The 17,585-nt window shown below is 69.1% G+C and carries 16 protein-coding genes; 4 read left to right on the top strand and 12 right to left on the bottom strand.

Annotated elements, in window-relative coordinates; all coding sequences use genetic code 11:
• Window positions 1–47: 47 nt before the first annotated feature.
• Complete coding sequence (locus EAF64_RS10890; RefSeq protein ID WP_129069008.1) at window positions 48–2,144, bottom strand: PKD domain-containing protein; 2,097 nt, start codon at window positions 2,142–2,144, stop codon at window positions 48–50.
• Between the two features lie 42 nt (window positions 2,145–2,186).
• Window positions 2,187–3,062, bottom strand: coding sequence for a 1,4-dihydroxy-2-naphthoyl-CoA synthase (locus EAF64_RS10885; RefSeq protein ID WP_129069007.1), 876 nt, complete (start codon window positions 3,060–3,062; stop codon window positions 2,187–2,189).
• A gap of 174 nt (window positions 3,063–3,236) precedes the next feature.
• Here EAF64_RS10885 and EAF64_RS10880 point away from each other — a divergent pair, with 174 nt between their 5' ends.
• Window positions 3,237–4,160: a J domain-containing protein gene (locus EAF64_RS10880; RefSeq protein ID WP_129069006.1), complete on the top strand. Its 924-nt coding sequence runs from the start codon at window positions 3,237–3,239 to the stop codon at window positions 4,158–4,160.
• Window positions 4,161–4,181: 21 nt separating this feature from the next.
• Here the strand turns inward: EAF64_RS10880 and EAF64_RS10875 are convergent, their stop codons facing one another.
• From EAF64_RS10875 to EAF64_RS10845, 7 genes are all read right to left on the bottom strand, one after another.
• Complete coding sequence (locus tag EAF64_RS10875) at window positions 4,182–5,183, bottom strand: AIR synthase family protein (RefSeq protein ID WP_129069005.1); 1,002 nt, start codon at window positions 5,181–5,183, stop codon at window positions 4,182–4,184.
• Window positions 5,180–6,313: an ABC transporter ATP-binding protein gene (locus tag EAF64_RS10870; protein ID WP_129069004.1), complete on the bottom strand. Its 1,134-nt coding sequence runs from the start codon at window positions 6,311–6,313 to the stop codon at window positions 5,180–5,182. Before EAF64_RS10870 ends, EAF64_RS10875 begins: the two co-directional genes overlap by 4 nt.
• On the bottom strand, window positions 6,313–8,094 hold the full coding sequence (locus EAF64_RS10865) for an ABC transporter permease (protein ID WP_129069003.1): 1,782 nt from the start codon (window positions 8,092–8,094) through the stop codon (window positions 6,313–6,315). The genes EAF64_RS10870 and EAF64_RS10865 overlap by 1 nt, the downstream gene beginning before the upstream one ends.
• Before the next feature lie 2 nt (window positions 8,095–8,096).
• The gene (locus EAF64_RS10860) at window positions 8,097–9,161 is read right to left on the bottom strand and encodes a thiamine ABC transporter substrate-binding protein (RefSeq protein WP_129069002.1); all 1,065 of its coding nucleotides are present in this window, start codon (window positions 9,159–9,161) and stop codon (window positions 8,097–8,099) included.
• Window positions 9,162–9,232: 71 nt separating this feature from the next.
• Window positions 9,233–11,008 carry a 2-succinyl-5-enolpyruvyl-6-hydroxy-3-cyclohexene-1-carboxylic-acid synthase gene (menD, locus tag EAF64_RS10855; RefSeq protein WP_129069001.1) on the bottom strand — a complete coding sequence of 592 codons (1,776 nt, stop codon included), beginning with the start codon at window positions 11,006–11,008 and terminating at the stop codon, window positions 9,233–9,235.
• Entirely contained in the window at window positions 11,005–12,348 is a 1,344-nt protein-coding gene (locus tag EAF64_RS10850; RefSeq protein WP_193767648.1) for an isochorismate synthase, read from the bottom strand. The genes menD and EAF64_RS10850 overlap by 4 nt, the downstream gene beginning before the upstream one ends.
• A 90-nt stretch (window positions 12,349–12,438) precedes the next feature.
• The gene (locus EAF64_RS10845) at window positions 12,439–13,035 is read right to left on the bottom strand and encodes a sulfite oxidase-like oxidoreductase (protein ID WP_129068999.1); all 597 of its coding nucleotides are present in this window, start codon (window positions 13,033–13,035) and stop codon (window positions 12,439–12,441) included.
• 224 nt (window positions 13,036–13,259) lie between these two features.
• Here EAF64_RS10845 and EAF64_RS10840 point away from each other — a divergent pair, with 224 nt between their 5' ends.
• The 3 genes from EAF64_RS10840 (at window position 13,260) to EAF64_RS10830 (ending at window position 14,779) form a co-directional block, all read left to right on the top strand.
• The gene (locus EAF64_RS10840) at window positions 13,260–13,475 is read left to right on the top strand and encodes a ribbon-helix-helix domain-containing protein (RefSeq protein WP_129068998.1); all 216 of its coding nucleotides are present in this window, start codon (window positions 13,260–13,262) and stop codon (window positions 13,473–13,475) included.
• Between the two features lie 168 nt (window positions 13,476–13,643).
• Window positions 13,644–13,922, top strand: a complete 279-nt coding sequence (locus tag EAF64_RS10835) for a UPF0058 family protein (protein ID WP_092659234.1) — start codon at window positions 13,644–13,646, stop codon at window positions 13,920–13,922.
• A 134-nt stretch (window positions 13,923–14,056) separates the two neighbouring features.
• Window positions 14,057–14,779, top strand: a complete 723-nt coding sequence (locus tag EAF64_RS10830) for a hypothetical protein (RefSeq protein ID WP_129068997.1) — start codon at window positions 14,057–14,059, stop codon at window positions 14,777–14,779.
• A 13-nt stretch (window positions 14,780–14,792) separates the two neighbouring features.
• Here EAF64_RS10830 and EAF64_RS10825 read toward each other — a convergent pair whose 3' ends face one another.
• Genes EAF64_RS10825 through EAF64_RS10815 form a run of 3 tightly spaced genes read right to left on the bottom strand, consistent with a single transcriptional unit; the run spans window position 14,793 to window position 17,355 of the window.
• The gene (locus EAF64_RS10825; RefSeq protein ID WP_129068996.1) at window positions 14,793–15,950 is read right to left on the bottom strand and encodes a thiolase family protein; all 1,158 of its coding nucleotides are present in this window, start codon (window positions 15,948–15,950) and stop codon (window positions 14,793–14,795) included.
• A complete protein-coding gene (locus tag EAF64_RS10820; RefSeq protein ID WP_129068995.1) occupies window positions 15,947–16,363 on the bottom strand; it encodes a Zn-ribbon domain-containing OB-fold protein in 417 nt (138 codons plus the stop codon). The genes EAF64_RS10825 and EAF64_RS10820 overlap by 4 nt, the downstream gene beginning before the upstream one ends.
• A complete protein-coding gene (locus tag EAF64_RS10815; RefSeq protein WP_129068994.1) occupies window positions 16,360–17,355 on the bottom strand; it encodes a hypothetical protein in 996 nt (331 codons plus the stop codon). The genes EAF64_RS10820 and EAF64_RS10815 overlap by 4 nt, the downstream gene beginning before the upstream one ends.
• Between the last annotated feature and the right edge of the window lie 230 nt (window positions 17,356–17,585).

The following is a 17,585-nucleotide window of genomic DNA, read 5'->3' as shown; positions in this document are numbered from 1 at the left end:
AGTGCATCGAGCACCACGTGACGGCCGATTCGACGTACCGCGACCCGTCAATCGCGTCTAAACAGGAGGATCGCGAGCATCAGCGCGACCACACCGACCGCCGGGCCGAACCCGGGCCCCGCGGCGGCCGTTCGCTCTTCGGTGACACTCGAATCCGACTCGGCACGCTCCGTCGTCGCCAGGTCGCCGGTGTTCCGGTCGACGACTACGCCGTCCAGGTCTCTGGTTAGCTCGACGGACTCGTAGTCCGACGCGCCGTACTCGTCGGTCAGACGCGCCTCGACGAGACCACCCAGCTCCCCGAACTGGAAGTCGACCGTTCGGCCGGTCCGGACGGTCCCGTTCGGGAGCCGCCAGCGGACCGTCGTGTTCCCGACGGTGTTCGTCACGTCGGCCACGAGACGAGCCTCGTACCCCTCGCCGTACAGTTGCGAGGCGACGCGCTCGACCGACAGCGCGAGATCGGGCGGGTCGTTGCGGCGCGTCTCGATCCGCCGCGAGGTGGTATGCGTCTGCCCGGCACCGTCGACGACCGTCAGTCCGACCTCGTAGGTGCGGTTTCGCCCCTCGAACGTGTGGGCGACCGTCGCGTTGTCGGTCGTCGCATCCGGCTCGCCGTCGCCGTCGAAGTCCCAGCGGTAGGTCCGGATCGCGCCGTTGTCGCGACTGCCGGTGGCCGACAGGGTGGTCGGTTCTCCGGCGGCCACCACTTCCGACGAGGGTCGGGAGAGCACCGCCGTCGGTGGCGTCGTGTCTCGCACGGCGACCGCCGTGGTCGCGGTCGCCGTGTCCGTCCTGCCACCCGCGTCTTCGACCGTGACTCGTGGCCGGATATCACCGGTCGTCGTCGGGACGTACCGCAGGATCGGCTCCCTGGTGGCGTGTTCGGCCGTGCCGTCGCCGTCGGTGTCCCAGTGGTAGCGCGCGATGCCAACGTTGTCGGCGGAGTCGTTCGCGCGGAGCGTGACGGTCGTGTTCCCGACTTCCGCACGGTCGGTCCCGACTGTGATGGCGGCGGCCGGCCCTGCGAAGTCGATCCGCGTCGCGTAGGCGTCGAGGTCCCCCCCGTCTTCGCGCGCCCCGACGGCGACCGTCGTCTCGTTGCGGGCTGGAAGCAGGTCGTTGACCTCCGTGCCGTGGTACCCACGCCAGCGCTCCCGGCCGCCGGCGCCGAACTGGGCGACGACGCCGGTCCCGTTCCCCGTCTCGCCCGCGGCGAGTACTGTCCCGTCCGGGCCGCGCGCCACCGCGTCGACGCGGCCGCCGTCCGGGAACGGGCGTCGCGTCCACGACGGCACCCCCTCGCCGTCGAGGCGCGCCAGCCAGCCCCGCTCGCCCGCGGTCCCACCGACGACGACGTCGTCCCCGACGGTCGAGAGAGCCCGCAACCGGACCGACTGCTCACCGGTCGTCCGGCGCCACCGCCGGGCGCCGTCGAGACCGAGTTCGGCCACGTAGCCCGTCGTCCCACCGTCGTTCGTCTCGCGCGTGCCGGCGACGAGCACGCCGTCGTCGGTCCGCGTCCCGGCCCGGAGGGTGACGCCGGACGGTGGGCCGTGTGTCCAGGTTCGGTCGCCGTCGCCGCGGGCCGTGTCGACGGCCCAGACGCGCTCGGAGCCGACGGCGACGGCGTGGGTCGCGTTCAGGGGGAGGACGTCGTAGAACGCGCCGTGGCCCCGAGCGTATCGCCAGGTGTGGATCTCACGGGTGTTGTCGAACAGGAGGTAGTCACCCACGCCGGTCATCGATGGGGCCTCGGTCGTCCCGGCGAAGACGTACCGACCGTCGGCGAGTTTCAGCCCGTCGTGGAGGACGCGAGTGTGCGTCGCCGCGTGCATGTACGCCCGGCCCCAGGTGCGGTGGCCGTCGAGACTCGCCTCCGCGGCGTAAGCGACGACCTCGTCGCCGTCGAACTCGTCCCAGCCAGTGCCGACCAGCAGGAGGCCCTCGGCCGTCCGCGCGACGCCGTTGAGTCGCTGATCGTCGGCCTCTCCGAACTCCGTGAAGTAACTCTCGGACCAGAGACTGCCGTTGTCGACGGGCCGATCGGCGGGCTGGCCCGTGGCTGTGCCGACACCCACGAGGGTGGCGACTGCAAGCACTACGACGGCCGCGACCAGTCCGACCCGGGCGATACCTGTCACGGGAACTGATAGTACCGCGATCGGTAATAAGTGATCGGACGCTCAGTAGTGCCAGGGGAACTGCGAGAAGTCCGGTTCGCGGCCCTCGACGAATGCGTCCCGACCTTCCTGTGCTTCCTCGGTCATGTAGCCCAGGCGAGTGGCCTCCCCGGCGAAGAGCTGCTGGCCGACCATGCCGTCGTCGGCGAGGTTGAACGCGTACTTGAGCATCCGGATCGCAGTCGGCGATTTCGTGTTGATCGCCTCGGCCCACGCGAGCGCGACCTCTTCGAGTTCCTCGTGGGGGACGACCTCGTTGACCATGCCCATGTCTTCGGCCTCGTCGGCGTCGTAGGTCTTCCCGAGGAAGAACACCTCGCGGGCCTTCTTCTGACCGATCTGCTGGGCCAGCAGGGCCGAGCCGAACCCGGCGTCGAAGGATGCCACGTCCGGGTCGGTCTGGAGGAACTTCGCGTGTTCCTCGCTGGCCAGGGTCATATCACACACGACGTGCAGGGAGTGGCCGCCGCCGACGGCCCACCCGGGAACCACGCAGATGACCGGCTTGGGCATGAACCGGATGAGCCGCTGCACTTCGAGGATGTGGAGACGGCCCGTCTTCCCCTCCTCGTCGTACTGGTACCCGTCGGGGCCCCGAACGCGCTGGTCCCCACCGGAGCAGAACGCCCAGCCGTCGTCTTTCGGGGAGGGACCGTTGCCGGTCAGGAGCACACATCCCACGTCGGTCTGTCGCTTGGCGTGGTCCAGCGCGACGTAGAGTTCGTCCACGGTCGGTGGGCGGAAGGCGTTGCGCACGGCGGGGCGGTCGAAGGCGATTCGGACCGCGCCCGTCTCGCTCGCACGGTGATAGGTGATGTCCTCGAAATCGAACTCGTCGACCGCCTTCCAGCGGTCGTCGTCGAAAAGTGCCGAGACCATACGGCGACTCGGGCCGGTGCCATCAAATAGGTTCCCGGTCACGGCCGGTATCAGCGCCGAGAACGCGGAGGGAGATTTATCAGCCCGCTCGCGTAAGTTAGCGTGAACGAACCCCACCGGCGCGCCCCTCCGGTGTCGCCCCGGAACCACCTCAGTCCCACCCGGAACCCCCCGATGCACGCCCAGTCCACGTTCTACGACGTGCTCGACGTGCCGCCCGACGCCTCCCGCGACGAGATTCGGGCGGCCTACCGACAGAAGGCCAAGGAGACCCATCCAGACGTCAGCGATCACCCCGACGCGGAGACGCGGTTCAAACGCGTCACCCGGGCCCGGGAAGTGCTGACCGACCCCGACGAACGAGCCCGCTACGACCGACTCGGCCACCGCCAGTACGTCGACGGTGCGGGCTGGACCGGGGCGGACGCCGACGGCGACCAGTCCGCCGACGGGAACCGGTCCGACGCCGACTCGGACCGTGACCACGCGGGACGAGGCGCGGGCCGAGCCGCCGACGACGCGACTCGCGACGCGACCGGTAGTGGCAGTTCGTCGGCACGGACGGACGCGGCCGCGAGCGGTTCGGGGACGACAGGGGCCGGCGCGACGGCCGGGCCCGGGCAGTCGTCGGGGACGACACATGCCGAGTCGCAGGCCGGCGACGGTGCGACCGAGTGGGGGCAGACAGGCAGTCAGCGCGGTGGTGCGAGCGCGACGACGGCCGGCTACGCCACGCGCGCCGACTACAAGGAACAGTCCTTCGACCGCGTTCGGGTGCCGCTGACGCCCCAGTCGCTCATTCAGGTCGGGACGATGTTCGCGTTCTACCCACTCTTCCTGTTCGCCTCCGTCTTTCCAGCCTTCCCGTCGGTCGTCAACGTCGTCGTCGGACTCTGCACGCTGTTCGTGATCGGCTATCTCCTCTCGATCCCCGAGGTCGGGATGGTCGTGTTCGGCGGCTGGGGCGTGCTCGCGCCGGCCGTCCTGACAGCGTTGCCCGAGGTGGGCGTCGTCTCCCTCGTCGGGGTCGTCGCGCTGACGGCCTGCTGGGTCCCGTTCGGCCTCGCGGTGCTGACCCGATCCGCGCTCCGGACGTGACTGCCCGTTCGCACCGAGCCGTCACGAGAGCCGATCGAACGCGTCCCACGTGGGGTCGCTGGCCGGCGGTTCGAGTGCTTCCCCGTCGACCGCGACACCCGCGCCGTCGGTAACGGACCCGACGACGGCCGCGCGGGTTCCGCGCCGGCGCACCGCCTCGGCGACCGCCGCCCCGTCACCCGACTCGACCGCGATCAGGAGCGTGCCGGCACTGGACACCGTCCACGGGTCCACGTCGACGGCGTCACAGACTGTATCGACGCCCGGAGCCACCGGCACCCGGTCGGACTCGATCTCGAACCGGACGCCAGCGCCGCGGGCCATCTCGACCAGTCCGCCGGCGACGCCCCCTTCGGTCGCGTCGTGCATCGCGGTCACGTCGCCGGCCTCGAAGGCCGCCCGGGCGTCGGCGACGGCCGCGATGTCGTCGACGCGTTCCCGGGCGGTCGCGACGGTCTCGGCGTCCAGACCCAGCTGTTCGGGAAACAGCGTCGCGAACAGGCCCGTCGTCTCCGCCGCCGGACCCGTCGTCAACACGAGTTCGTCGCCGGGACGCGCGCCGTCGGGCCGAACCACGTCCGCTGGGTCGCCGACGCCGAGTACCGTCGCCCCGCCGACCCACGAGCTATCGACGCCGGGGTATCGCGCGGTGTGGCCCGTGACGATACTCACGCCCAACCGTTCGGCGTGGGCCGCGACCCCGTCCCAGACCGCGGCCAGGTCCGCGTCGCGCCAGTCCGGCGGGAGCGTCAGGCTGATCGCCAGGTGCGTCGGGGGAACCCCGGAGACGGCCACGTCGGTCAGGACGATCTCCAACGCAAACCGCCCCGCCCGTTCGAGCCCCAGTTCGGGCAGCAGCGAGACTGGATCGGCCGCCATCACCACCGCCCGGCCACCCACCTCGACGACGCCGAAGTCGATCCCGTGCTGGGGGCCAATCGCCACGTCGTCCCGGTCGGCACCCAGCGCTGGGTAGATCACGGCCCGGAACACGTCCCGGTCGATCTTCCCGAGGTCGCTCATCGCTCACCTCCGGTCGCCGCGGGTCGGTCGCCGTTCGAGAGGACGTGAATTGCATCGGGCGCGAACCCAAGCGACACCGCTCCCTCGGGCGGACTCGCGCTGTCGGTCTTGACCGTGATCGGCCGGTCGTCCCACCGGCAGTGGACCCGGTAGGCGTCCCCGAGGTACTCCACGGTCTCGACGGTCGCGGACCGCGTCACCGCCGCCCCTGGGCCGCGCTCGTCGACCGTCGACCCGTGCCCGTCGGCCTGCGCGCCGTCCCTGTCCTGGACCGAGATCGCCTCCGGTCGAACGGAGACCGTCACACTCGCTCCCGTGGACAGGTCCGTCTCCGCGGGGAGCGGGAGCGTCGCCGTGCCGTCCACGCTGATCCGATCGCCCGTCCCGGTGACGACGCCGTCGAAGACGTTGTTGTCGCCGACGAACTCCGCGACGAAGCGGGTGGCCGGCTCGCGGTACACCCCTTCCGGCGTCCCGACCTGTTCGATCCGGCCGTCGCGGACGACGGCCACACGGTCGCTGATCGCCAGCGCCTCGGCCTGATCGTGGGTGACGTAGACGGTGGTGATGTCGAGGTCGCGCTGGATCGAGCGGATCTGCACCCGGAGCCGCTTCCGGAGGCTGGCGTCCAGCGCCGACAGCGGTTCGTCCAGCAGGAGCACGTCGGGTTTCGGCGCCAGCGCGCGGGCCAGCGCGATGCGCTGCTTCTGACCGCCCGAGAGCTGGTCCGGTTCGCGGTCCGCGACGCTCGTCAGATCAACCAGATCGAGCAGTTCCGTCACCCGCTGGTCGTCGGGTTCGGGAAGGTCGTGGAACTGGAGTCCGTAGGCGACGTTCTCCCGGGCGGTCATGTGGGGAAAGAGCGCGTAGTTCTGGAAGACGACGCCCACGCCACGCTCCTCGGGTGGTTCGTCGGTGGCGTCGCGGCCGTCGATCCGGACCCGGCCCGCGGTCGGCGCTTCCAGGCCCGCGACCGTGCGCAACAGCGTCGTCTTCCCACAGCCCGACGGTCCGACGAGCGTGAAGAACTCGCCGTCGTCGATGGACAGCGACACGTCCGTGAGCGCCTCCACGTCGCCGAACCGCACGGTCAACTCGTCCACGTCGACGCCGCCGTCTGCGCTGGTCATCACTCCCACCTCCCGCCGACGCGGTCGATCAGTACGAAACTGACGGTCGTCACCGCCAGCAGGACGGTGCCCATCGCCGTCGCCGGGCCGAGGTTCGGGCCGAGCGAGCGGTCGCCCACGTAGCGTTCGAGCGCGACCGGCATCGTCGCGGTGTCGACCCCCGTCGAGAGCAGGACGGTCGAATCGAACTCCCCGACACTGATGGCGAAGGCGAAGGCCGCGCCGGCCACGAGCGCCGGCGCGACAAGCGGGAGTTCCACGTCGGCCAGCACCGTCGCCCGGTCGGCCCCCAGCGAGCGCGCGGCCTCCCCGAGGCTGTCGTCGACAGAGCGCAGCGCCGGGGTGACAGTACGGGAGACGAACGGGTACGCCGCGACCGCGTGGGCGGCCACGATGGCGACCGGCCCGGTGACAGTGAGCCGCTGGCCGAACAGGGTCGTGCCGAACACGAGCGCCTGGAGCATCCCGAGGCCGAGGACGATTCCGCTGACCGCCAGCGGAGCCGTCAGCAACGCTTCCGCCGCGCGGGAGCCACGGCCGCCGCGCGTCGCCACGACGGCGACGACGATCCCCATCGGAATCGCCACGAGGAGCGTGCCAGCCCCGAACAGCAGGGAGTTGACGACGGCCGGGAACGGGCGGACCGTCCCCGAAGCCGTCGAGGCCTGTCGCGCGAGCAGGAACGCGTAGTAGTCGCCCGTGGGCTGGCCCGCGGGCGTCGTGACGCTCTCGACCACGAGGCTCACCAGCGGCCCCGCGAACAGCACGAGAACGACGGCCCCGTACGCGAAGACCGCGAGTCGAAGGGGATCGACCAGCGAGCGTACCCCGTCGACGAGCGGGCGCCGGGACAGCCCTCGGCTCGCTCCCCCTGGTTCCGTCCGGCGCGCCTCGTAGCGCAGGTAGACGTACAGCAGGCCCAGCGAGAGGGCGGTCTCGATGGCACCAAGCGTCGCCGCCTCCGTCAGGTCGAGGCTCTGAACGCGCGCGAACAGCCACACCTCGACCGTCGCCAGTTCCAGCCCGCCCAGCGCGAGGACGATGGGGAACGACATGAACGTGAACACGAAGGTCAACACCGCGGCCGTCGCCAGCGCCGGCAGGAGTTGCGGGAGCGTCACGTCCCGGAACGCCCGGACGGGGGAGGCCCCGAGCGTCCGGGCGGTCTCGACGCGGTCGGCGTCGACCGATTCCCAGGCCGCCGTCACGAGCCGCGTCACCAGCGGCGCGTTGTAGAAGGCGTGTGCGAGCACGACGATCTCCAGCGTGAACGTCAACTCGACGGGCCCGAGACCGACGGCCCCGAGCAGGTCGTTGAACAGCCCCGTCCGGCCGAACATCGCGAGGAAGCCGACCGCCACGAGGATCGACGGCAGGACGAACGGGAGGATCGTCACCGACCGGAGGAATCGCCGGCCGGGGAACTCGAAGCGGGACAGCACGTACGCGCCGGGGAGGCCCACGAGGACGCTGACGAGCGTCGAGAGCAGGGCCTGGTAGGCGGTGAAACCGAACAGGCCGAACTCGACGGCCGGCGCGCCGGCCGCGAGCCACTCGACGACCCCGGAGGGTACCGCCGCGGGGTCGGTCACGAGCGTGTGCGCCGCGCCGGTGTAGAACGGGTCGCCCAGCACCGAGCGGATCGGGGCGAGCGACAACTGGCCGTCGACGGCCACCGCGTCGGCGAAGACGCGGCCCACGGGGTAGTAGAAGACGACGACCAGCGTCGCGAGCGTCGCGGCGACGCCGACCCACAGTGCCCAGCCGTCCCGGCGGCCCATCGCTACTGGCCTGCGATCTGACGCGCCCAGTCCTCGATCCAGCCGTCGACGTTCCCCGCGAGGTCGTCGTAGCTGAACGTCACCGCCTCGGGCGGTCTGAGCGCGTACTTTCCGAAGTCCCCGCCCGGTTCGACGCCCTCGACCGCGGGGAACTGGACGTTGCGCACCGCGATCTCCTTCTGGGCCGTTTCGGAGAGGACGAACGACATGAACTCACGAGCCAGTTCGGGGTTGTCGGCGTCGGCGAACTGCGCCATCCCCTCGGGGTTGGCGTAGCCCTGATCGTTCAGGAACCCGACCTGGTGGCGCGACATGTCGACGCCCTCGCCGTGGTAGTACACCTGGTCCGTGGAGTAGGAGACGACCATCGGCGCTTCCTCGTTGGTGTAGGCCTGATAGGCCGGTTGCCAGTCCGAGAGGATCTGGACGCCGTTGTCGACCAGCCCCTGCCAGTAGTCGAGGTAACCGTCCGGTCCCTTGGCATCGATGGTCCACAGGAGGAACGCTCGCCCGGGGTCGGACTGCTGAGCGTTCTGGGCGATCAACCCGTCCTCGTAGGCCGGGTCGAGTAGCGCGTCGAAGGTCCCCGGTGCGTCGACTGCCTCCTCGTCGTACACCAGACTGATGAACCCCGTGTCGTACGGGATGGCCCGCCCCTCGGGATCGAACGACAGCGAGGAATCGACCGTGTCGGCACCCTCGAGGCTGTCCTCGACGGTGGCGAACAACTGGTCGTCGAGTTGCTCGTCGACGCGCACGAGTTCGCCCGTGTTCAGCCCGACGAACAGGTCGGCGTCGACCGTCGCGCCCGACGCCTTGCGCTGGACGAACCGATTGATGCCGTTCTCCGGCGTCTGAAACTCGACGGTCGCGTCGGCGTGTTCCTCCTCGAAGGCCGACTTGAGCCAGTTGCCAGCCGTGTCCTCACCCGTGAACGAACTGTACGTCGCTATCGTCAGTGTCCCGTCGTTCGAACCGGCGTCCGACGAGTCGCCCATGCATCCAGCCGTCGCCGCCAGTCCCGCCGTCGCGAGTCCCGCTCGCGAGAGAAACGTGCGTCGTTGCATTACCCAGTTGTCACACCGGGTCATACTTGACGCTGACGTTCGAGATCTACAGTTTCGGCGGCCTCGATCGCTCAGCCGCTGGATTCGGTCAGACCGACCGCTTGCTGGTGAATCGCCTCCCGGCTCCGGTGGCTCGACTCGCCGTCGAACACGACCTCGACCACCTGGGTGCCGTCCATGGCCCGTGATTCCGCGAACGCGTCGGCGAAGCCGTCGGGCCGCACGCGCTGGAACGCCAGCCCGTAGAGGTCTGCCGTCGGCTCGAAGTCGAGTCCGTGGGGCGTCCGGAACTGCTCGGTGAACGGCGGGTCGAAGTCCTCGATGGGGAGGATGTGGAAGATGCCGCCGCCGTCGTTGTTGACGAGGACGATTGTCGCGTCGACGCCACAGCGTGCGATCGAGAGCAGGCCGTTCGAGTCGTGGTAGTAGGCGAGATCGCCGGTGACCAGCACCAGCGGGTCGTCGGTCGCGCTCCCGGCACCCAGCGCCGTGCTGGTGATCCCGTCGATGCCGCTGGCACCGCGGTTGCCCAGGACTGTGAGGTCCGCCGAACGCGGCCGCCCGAATCGGTCCAGATCGCGGACGGGCATGCTGTTGGAGACGAATACCGTGGCCGGATCGGGGACGCGCTCGGCGACCGTCGCCAGCACCTGTCCCTCGAATGTCTCGTCGGCGCGGGCGTCGTCGATCAGGTCCCAGTAGTCGCGCTCGGCGGCGGCGAAGCGCTCGCGGTAGTCGGCGGCGGAACCGGGCGCGTCCCCGTCGATTCGCTCCGCCAGCCCGGCCGCCAGCCGCGAGGGATCGGCCACCAGGTGATCGGTGGCGGTGAACTCGGCTTCCCGCCAGCCGCCGGCGGGATCGACGACGAACTGCCGGGCCGCGTGGTCCCGGAGGTAGTGTCGCAGGACCTTCGAGGTCGGCGAGGCTCCGACCCGAAGGACGACCTCCGGATCGGGCCACTCGCTCGCGCCAGCGAGGTAGGAGTCGTAGCCGCCACAGACGGTCACCCCGTCGCGGTCGAGGTGGTCGCCGAAGCGGAGTCCCGAGAGCGGGTCGGCCAGGATCGGGAACCCCGTCGCCGCCGCGAGATCCGCAACCGCCGCGGCGTCGAGGGCGGGCGCGTCGGCCGGCCCGGCGACCAGGAGCCCGCGGTCGGCCTCCTCGAGGGCCGCGGCCACGTCCTCGACCCCACCCTCGGCAAGCGTCGGCCGGCCGGCAGTTCGCTCGACGAAGGGACCGTCCCGGCCCTCGACGGCCAGCGGCGCGCGCTCGGCCAGGTCCTCGGGCACGTCGCCCTCGACCGCGACGGGTTCGAGGGGCTTCCGGAACGGGCAGTTGAGGTGGACCGGCCCCGCGGGAACGCCGGTGGTCTCGCCGACCGCCCGGTCGACCGTGGTCCGGAGCGAACGGAGTTTTCTGTCCCTGGGTTCGGGTTCGGGGAGCGTTCGGTACCACCGGACTGCGTCGCCGTACAGTTTCTCCTGGTCGACGGTCTGGTTGGCACCGCTGTCGCTGAGTTCGGGTGGGCGATCCGCCGTCAGCAACAGGAGCGGGACGCGCGACTGACTGGCTTCGATCACCGCGGGGTGGTAGTTGGCGGCGGCGGTCCCGGAGGTACAGACGACGGCGGTAGGTTCGCCGGTCCGGCGGGCCCGGCCGAGCGCGAAGAAGGCCGCCGAGCGCTCGTCGAGGATCGAGAAGGTCTCGATCCCGTCGTGATCGGAAATCGCGACGGTCAGCGGCGTGGAGCGACTGCCGGGGGAGAGCACCGCGCTCGACACCCCGGCCGCGGCGAGTTCGTCGGCGATCACTCGGCCCCACAGCGTGTTGCGGTTGGGCGCGCTCATTCGCGTTCGAGTTCGTCGAGGATCGGCCGGTACTTGTGTTTGACCTCGTCCCACTCCTCGTCGGGGTCGGAATCGGTGACGATGCCGTTCCCGGCGAACAGCGTCGCCCGACGGCCGCCGGCGACGCCCGAGCGGATGCCGACGGCGAACTCGCCGTCCCCGTCGCTGTCGAACCAGCCGACGGGCGCGGCGTACCAGCCGCGCTCGAAGGTCTCCGTGTCCCGGATGACTTCCCACGCCTTCTCCGGCGGGAGGCCGCCGACGGCGGGCGTCGGGTGGAGCGCCTCGACGATGGTGAGGACGTGTTCGTCGCCGGACAGCGTCGTGGTGATCGGCGTCTGCAGGTGCTGGATGTTCGTGAGCTTCCGGACGCCCTGCTCGCCCTCGGCGACCTCGCCAAGCGGTGCCAACTGGTCCATGATCGCGTCGACGACCAGTCGTTGCTCGTGCTGGAGTTTCTCGCTCTCCAGGAGCGACTTGGCGTGCTCGGCGTCCGCCTCGGGCGTCTCCCCCCGCGGGACCGATCCGGCCAGCGCCTCGGTCTGGACGCGGCCGTCGGACAGCTTCACGAGCCGTTCCGGCGGCGGGCCGAAGAAGGCCGCCTCGTCGGTCGGTTGGACGAGGAAGCGATAACAACTCGGGTACGTCCGGCGGAGCCGTTCGAGGACGCCTGGCACGTCGATCTCGTCGGCGAGGTCCACCGACAGCGCCGTCGCGAGGACGACCTTCCGGAGGTCGCCGTCGGCGATCCGGTCGATTGCCGATTCGACCTGTGTGGTCCACTCGGTCTTGGTCGGCGTGACTTCGGTGCGCTCGACGCCCGGCGGACCGCCGCTGGGACACATCGAGGGCAGCGTCTCCAGATCCTCCCGAGTTCGTTCCAGTCGCCCGGCGACGTCGTCGGGTGACACGTCCTGGCCGTACTCCCTGACGGTCAGCCAGGTCGTGCCATCGGCACGGGTCAACTGGGTCTCGGGGAGCGAAAACGCCGCCGCGGGGAATCCCGTCCAGGGTGGCGCTGGGTCGTGGTTCTCGTTGAACGCCAGGCCGCCGAGGAACCGCGGCCGCGTCTCGGCCGGGCCGGTCCGGTCCACGTCGCGAAAGATTGTCGTCGCTTCCTCGCGAAGGCGGTCGAACCGGTCAGTGCCGTGAGCGGTGAGTGTCACCGCGGCCCCGCTGCCGACGACTTCGAGGCCGTCCGGTGCGGCCCAGTGGAGCCGTGGGGCCGAGTGGCTGGCCAGGAACGCCCGATAGGACACGTCGGGTACCTCGCAAGTGCGGCTGACCAGCACCGCACCCGCGCGTGGACCAACTCTCTCCTCGCGTTGGGCCGGTTCCATTCCCCTCATTCTCAGGGTTGGTCCCTCTTGAGACTGTCCTTCCAGCGTGGTAGCACTCGCCGCCACCCGCACGAACGCCACGCACGTCGGTCAACTGTACCGGTCTTCGGCCCACGGGTCCGCCGTGACCGAGTAGCCGCGTTTCTCCCAGAATCCGCGTTCGGGTTCGGTGAGGAACTCGACGCCACACACCCACTTCGCCCCCTTGTAGGCGTACTTGTGTGGCGTCACGATCCGGAGCGGACCGCCGTGGTCGGCGGGGAGGTCCTCGCCGTCGAAGCCGTAGGCGAACAGCACCTCTTCGCGCATGCAGTCGTCGAGGGGCAGGTCGGTCGTGTAATCGTCGAGCGACGTGAACATGACGTGACAGGCGTCGTCGTGGACGCCAGCGCGCTCGGCCAACTCCGGGAACGTGACGCCGGTGAACTCGCAGTCGAACCGGCTCCAACCGGTGACACAGTGGAAGTCCTGGCGCTGGGTGACGCTGGGGAGGGCCGTGAACTCGTCCCAAGACAGTTCCAGCTCCTCGTCGACGGCCCCGCTGACCCGGAACGACCAGGTCTCGGGGTCCCACGTCGGCGTGTTCCCCTTCGAGAGAACCGGGAAGTCGCTCGTCTCGTGCTGCCCCGGCGGGAGTCGCTCGTCGCCGAACTCCTCGTAGAGGTCCGTAACGTCGGTAATGGGCACACCGGCAGGAATGGGCTACAGCTACGTAGGCGTGCCGACTCCGGGCCGCCTGAGGCATCAATTCCACAACCACTTGCCGATTGAGGAACCCGAGTGCCGGAATACTGAAATAGTGTACTCGTATCTTGAAAGACAAGTTTGCGAATGATGATGAAAACTTTTACTCGAACCGAAGAACCCCCGTCAGAATTAAATACCCCTCAGTCGAAACCTCGAACGTTCAAATGCCGAAGGCAGAGATAACGATCCCCGAGCACCTCGAGATGCAGATCGCCCAGCTCGTCGAGAAAGGGGAGTTCCTGAACCGCGAAGAAGCCATCGAGGATCTCCTCTCGACCGGCATCAAGGCGTACAAGACTAGCGGTCCGGTCGACGACGACGAAGAGGCAGGCCTCGAAGACGACGGAATGATGGGTCACGACGACGAGTACGTCTTCTGACACACCGCGGACCGACCGGGGGTCGTGCCAGCCCGCGGTTCTGCCCCGTCGCCCTCGCCCGGAAGTGAGTGCTGAACTCGCTCGGGCCGCCTGCGAGGACGCATGTGTATCTGTGACACGGGTTGTCAAAAACCCTTAAACAGTGCTTTTGCGTATGTCACAGTACAGATGCACAAAGACGAACTGCTCGAACTGCACGATCACATGGTGCAGATCAAAGACTACTTTGCGGACCTGGAGGACGTCGACTCCGAGCTTTTCGACCCCTACGAGGAACTCGACGTGACGCCCAACGACGTACACAAGTCGAAAAGCGAACACAAACACGCCGTCTTCGTCCTCGGGAACGCGCTCGCCACGGCGATGAGCGAGGACGAGTTCTCCGACGCGGGGCGGATCGGCAAGCGGATGAAAGAACTCGCCGAGGACGCCGAGAGCAAACTCTAGCCGGGGGTCGACGGTTCGAGGGCCGACAGTCGAGGATCGGATCGCTCATTTCAACTTCGATGTCGTTGCCACTCGTTTGATGTGTTCGGGAACCAATGGGTTGATGACCCCCGAGAGAGGTTGTATCGAACGAGATGGCGTCCCTCCACCACGCGACACTCACCGCCGCGCTGACGTTCGTCGTCCTCGTCAGCGGCTGTGCCGGCATCGTCCCCGGGACCGGAGCGACGTCGGTCGGCGGCCAGGCGGTCTCGGTCCAGTCGGATACTCTCGACGCGATGGAATCGGTCGACAGCTACCGCGCGGTCACGAACATGGACGTGTCGATCGGAGCCAATCGCACGTTCACCAACGTGACGACGCTGGTCAACCGGTCAACGGCGACCGTGAGTGTCTACAGCACCGACCGTAACTACACTACCCACGTCGTCGACGATCAGGCGTACCGCAACACCAGCGACGGCTGGGAGACCGTCTCCGGGGATGTCGACGGCCCGAGCGATCCTGCCAGCAACCAGACCGCCCTCCTGAACGACTCCCGAGTGAGCGACCTCCAGCGGACCCGGACCGACGGGCGCGCGACCTACCGGCTCGACCTGGATCCGCGAAACAGCACACTCGTCGGCATTCTGACCGCCCAGCCCGGCAACGGTGTCGAGCGGCCCGAATCGGTGACGGTGCTCGACCGCTCCTACGAGATGCACGTGAACCGGACGACACACCGCCTCCAGCGGGTCGAGATGACGCTGAAGTTCCGTCACCGCTCCGAGGTCGGGCGCGCGACGATGGTGGCCTGGTTCACCGGCTACGACGAGACGGTGCCGACGGTACCCGACCGCGAGTCGCTCGAAAACTGAGACGACGGGCGTCTCAGGGTCGTTCCAGAATATTCACGCAGGAGACCGCACCGGTCGCGTTGCGGCCGATACCGATGTTGTGCTGGAGGCCGACCTCCGGCTCGTCGACCTGCACGTCACCCGCTTCGCCCCGCAACTGCTCGAAGATCTCGGCGACCTGGGCGACGCCCGTCGCCCCGATGGGGTGGCCCTTCGAGAGCAGACCGCCCGAGGGGTTGACGGGTTTGTCGCCGTCGAGGTGCGGCCGTCCCTCGTCGACGAACTGACCGCCCGTGCCTTCCTCGCAGAACCCGAGGTCCTCGTAGGTGATCAGCTCGGTGATGGAGAAACAGTCGTGGACCTCGGCCACGTCGATATCGTCGGGGCCGAGGCCGGCGCGCTCGTAGGCCTGGCTGGAGGCCTGGCGCGTCGCCGGGAAGTTCGTCAGCGCTTCGGGTGCGCCCCGCTGGAAGGTGTCGCTGGCGAGACCGTAGCCCGCGACCCGGATCGGGTCGTCGGTGAACTCGCGTGCGCGCTCCTCGCTGGTCACCAGCACCGCACACGCGCCGTCGGTGACCGGACAGCAGTCGTAGAGGTTGAGCGGGTACGAGACCGTGGGGGACTCTTTCACGTCTTCGACCGTGCACTCGAACTGCTGGTGTGCGTGGGGGTACTTCGTCCCGTTCTCGTGGTTCTTGACGCTGATCTCTGCGATCTGCTCGCGGGTGGTCTCGTACTCTTCGAGGTGGCGGGTCGCGCGCATCCCGAAGTAGGCGGGCATCGTGACGCCGCGCCCCCGCCAGAGCCGTTCGAGCGCGGCGCTGGCGATCAGGCCCTCGGTGGAGTCGGTCATCTTCTCCGCGCCGATGACCAGCGCGACCTCGGCGTCGCCCGCCTTCACGGCCTGTGCCGCGTTGCGGAACGCGTCGCTCCCGGTGGCACAGGCGTTCTCGACGCGAGTGATCGGCGTCTCGAACAGGCCGGTGGCGTGGGCGACCGCCGAGCCCGAGGATCCCTCGTTGGCGATGTCGATGGTGCCGTACCAGGCGGCGTCGATGTCGCTCGGGTCGACGCCCTTGTCGACGTTCTCGACGAGCGAGAGGTAGGCCGATTCGAGCAGGTCGTCGAAGCTCTGCTCGTACAGTTCGCCGAAGTCGATCATCCCTGCGCCGACGACGTGTGGATCCGTCATGCTTTCTCCTCCCGCGGAACGCTGAACTTGAACGAGTTGATCGGCCGCTCACCGTCGCTGAACAGCTCGCGGAACCGGGCCACGACCTCGGTGCCCACGTCGATCTCCTCGAGATCGGTCTCGGTCAGCAGGCCGTACGCCCGCGCCGGCTCGCCCTCGCCCTCCTGGGGCAGGTCGACGATGGCGACGGGCTGGGGCGTCTCGATGTCGTCGGGCAGGTACTGCTGGACGACGAACGTCTGGATCTCCCCGCGCTCCGCTAGCTGGACTTCTTCCATCTCGGCCGGGGCGTCCCCACAGCGCTTGCAGGTTCGTTTCTCCTCGGGGAACGAGACCCAGCCACAGGCCTGACACTCGAAGCCGATCAGGTGCTGGTCCTGGCGCTTGCTGCGCTCGTAGCGTGGGCCGCTCATGGCGTCTTCACCCCCTCGTACTCGACGGGTTCACGATACTCGAGATGTTTGGCGTACGTCGTTTCTTCTTTGGCGTCGAGGTACGTGGCGACCGACCGAGCGTCGGTGGTCCCGACGCCGTCGGCGGTCTGCAGTGCGACCGCGCCCGCACCGCCCGCGCCGTACGCGACGACGACTGCCGTGTCGCCGGCGTCGGCAGTCTCCAGCAGGTGGGCCAGGTCGAGCAGGGCGGCGGCCGCGCCGGCGTCGCCGACCTGTTCGCGCGTCGAGACCTGTTCCGCGTCGACGCCGCCGAGAGCGGCCCCGGCGAGTCGACCGCTGGGCGCGGCGGCGACGGCTTTCACGGGCGCCGCACCGTCGAGCGCCCGCTCGGTGGCCGCGGGTGCGGCCTCGCCGACGCCGTGTCGGCCCTCGAACTTGGCGTCGCCCGTCTCGGCGGCCTCGCCGTGCCGGCGGTGGTGCTCGACGAAGCCGGTCGTCGCCTGGCCGAAACCGGTGAGATCGGCGGCTGGCTCGTCGGCCTCGGGTCGGAGGACGACAGCGCCCGCGCCCGCGCCGGCCTCGGCCACGTCGTCGCTGTCGGGGTCGGCGGGGAGTACGTCGACGCCGACGACCAGCGCCGGCGCGTCGTTCGCGACGACGAACTCCCGGGCCGACGCGAGGGCGTCGGTGGCGGCACGACGACTCCCGCGCAGGTCAGTCGTGCGCACGTCGCCGGTGGCGCCGAGTCGATAGGCGACGTGGGCCGCGATCCCGTGCTCGGCGAAGGGGTCGCTCACGCTCGCGGTGACGACGGCACCGAGGTCAGCGCCGGCCACGTCGGCTCGGGCCAGCGCGTTGTCGGCGGCCTCACAGGCCATCGTGACGTGGTTCTCGTCGCGGGCCGGGACGGCGCTCTCGCCGCGGCCCCGGCCGCCGTGCTGGGCGGCCACCTCGCTCCTGTCGACGCGGTACAGCGGCACGTAACCACCGTGTCCGTCGATCACGACCATCCGGACCACCTCACGGCGACCGGACCGGTGCTGCGTTGCCAGTACATACCATTAACGCTTCACGAAGGCCTGGTAGTAATCCCTTCCGATGGAAGACGAAAAGCATATATACGAAACGTTGGAAGGATCTGTTGGGTTGCAACCTGTACCCGGTGTACCAGGCAGGTCTTAACACGATCACCTGCTCACCCCTCTCTACTTTACAACTGAAGAGACGTATCTGAATCAAT

Source organism: Halorientalis pallida, assembly GCF_004118325.1.
Lineage (GTDB): Archaea > Halobacteriota > Halobacteria > Halobacteriales > Haloarculaceae > Halorientalis > Halorientalis pallida.
The sequence above is the reverse complement of the archived record's forward strand: the minus strand, read 5'-3'. Positions and strand labels throughout refer to the sequence as shown.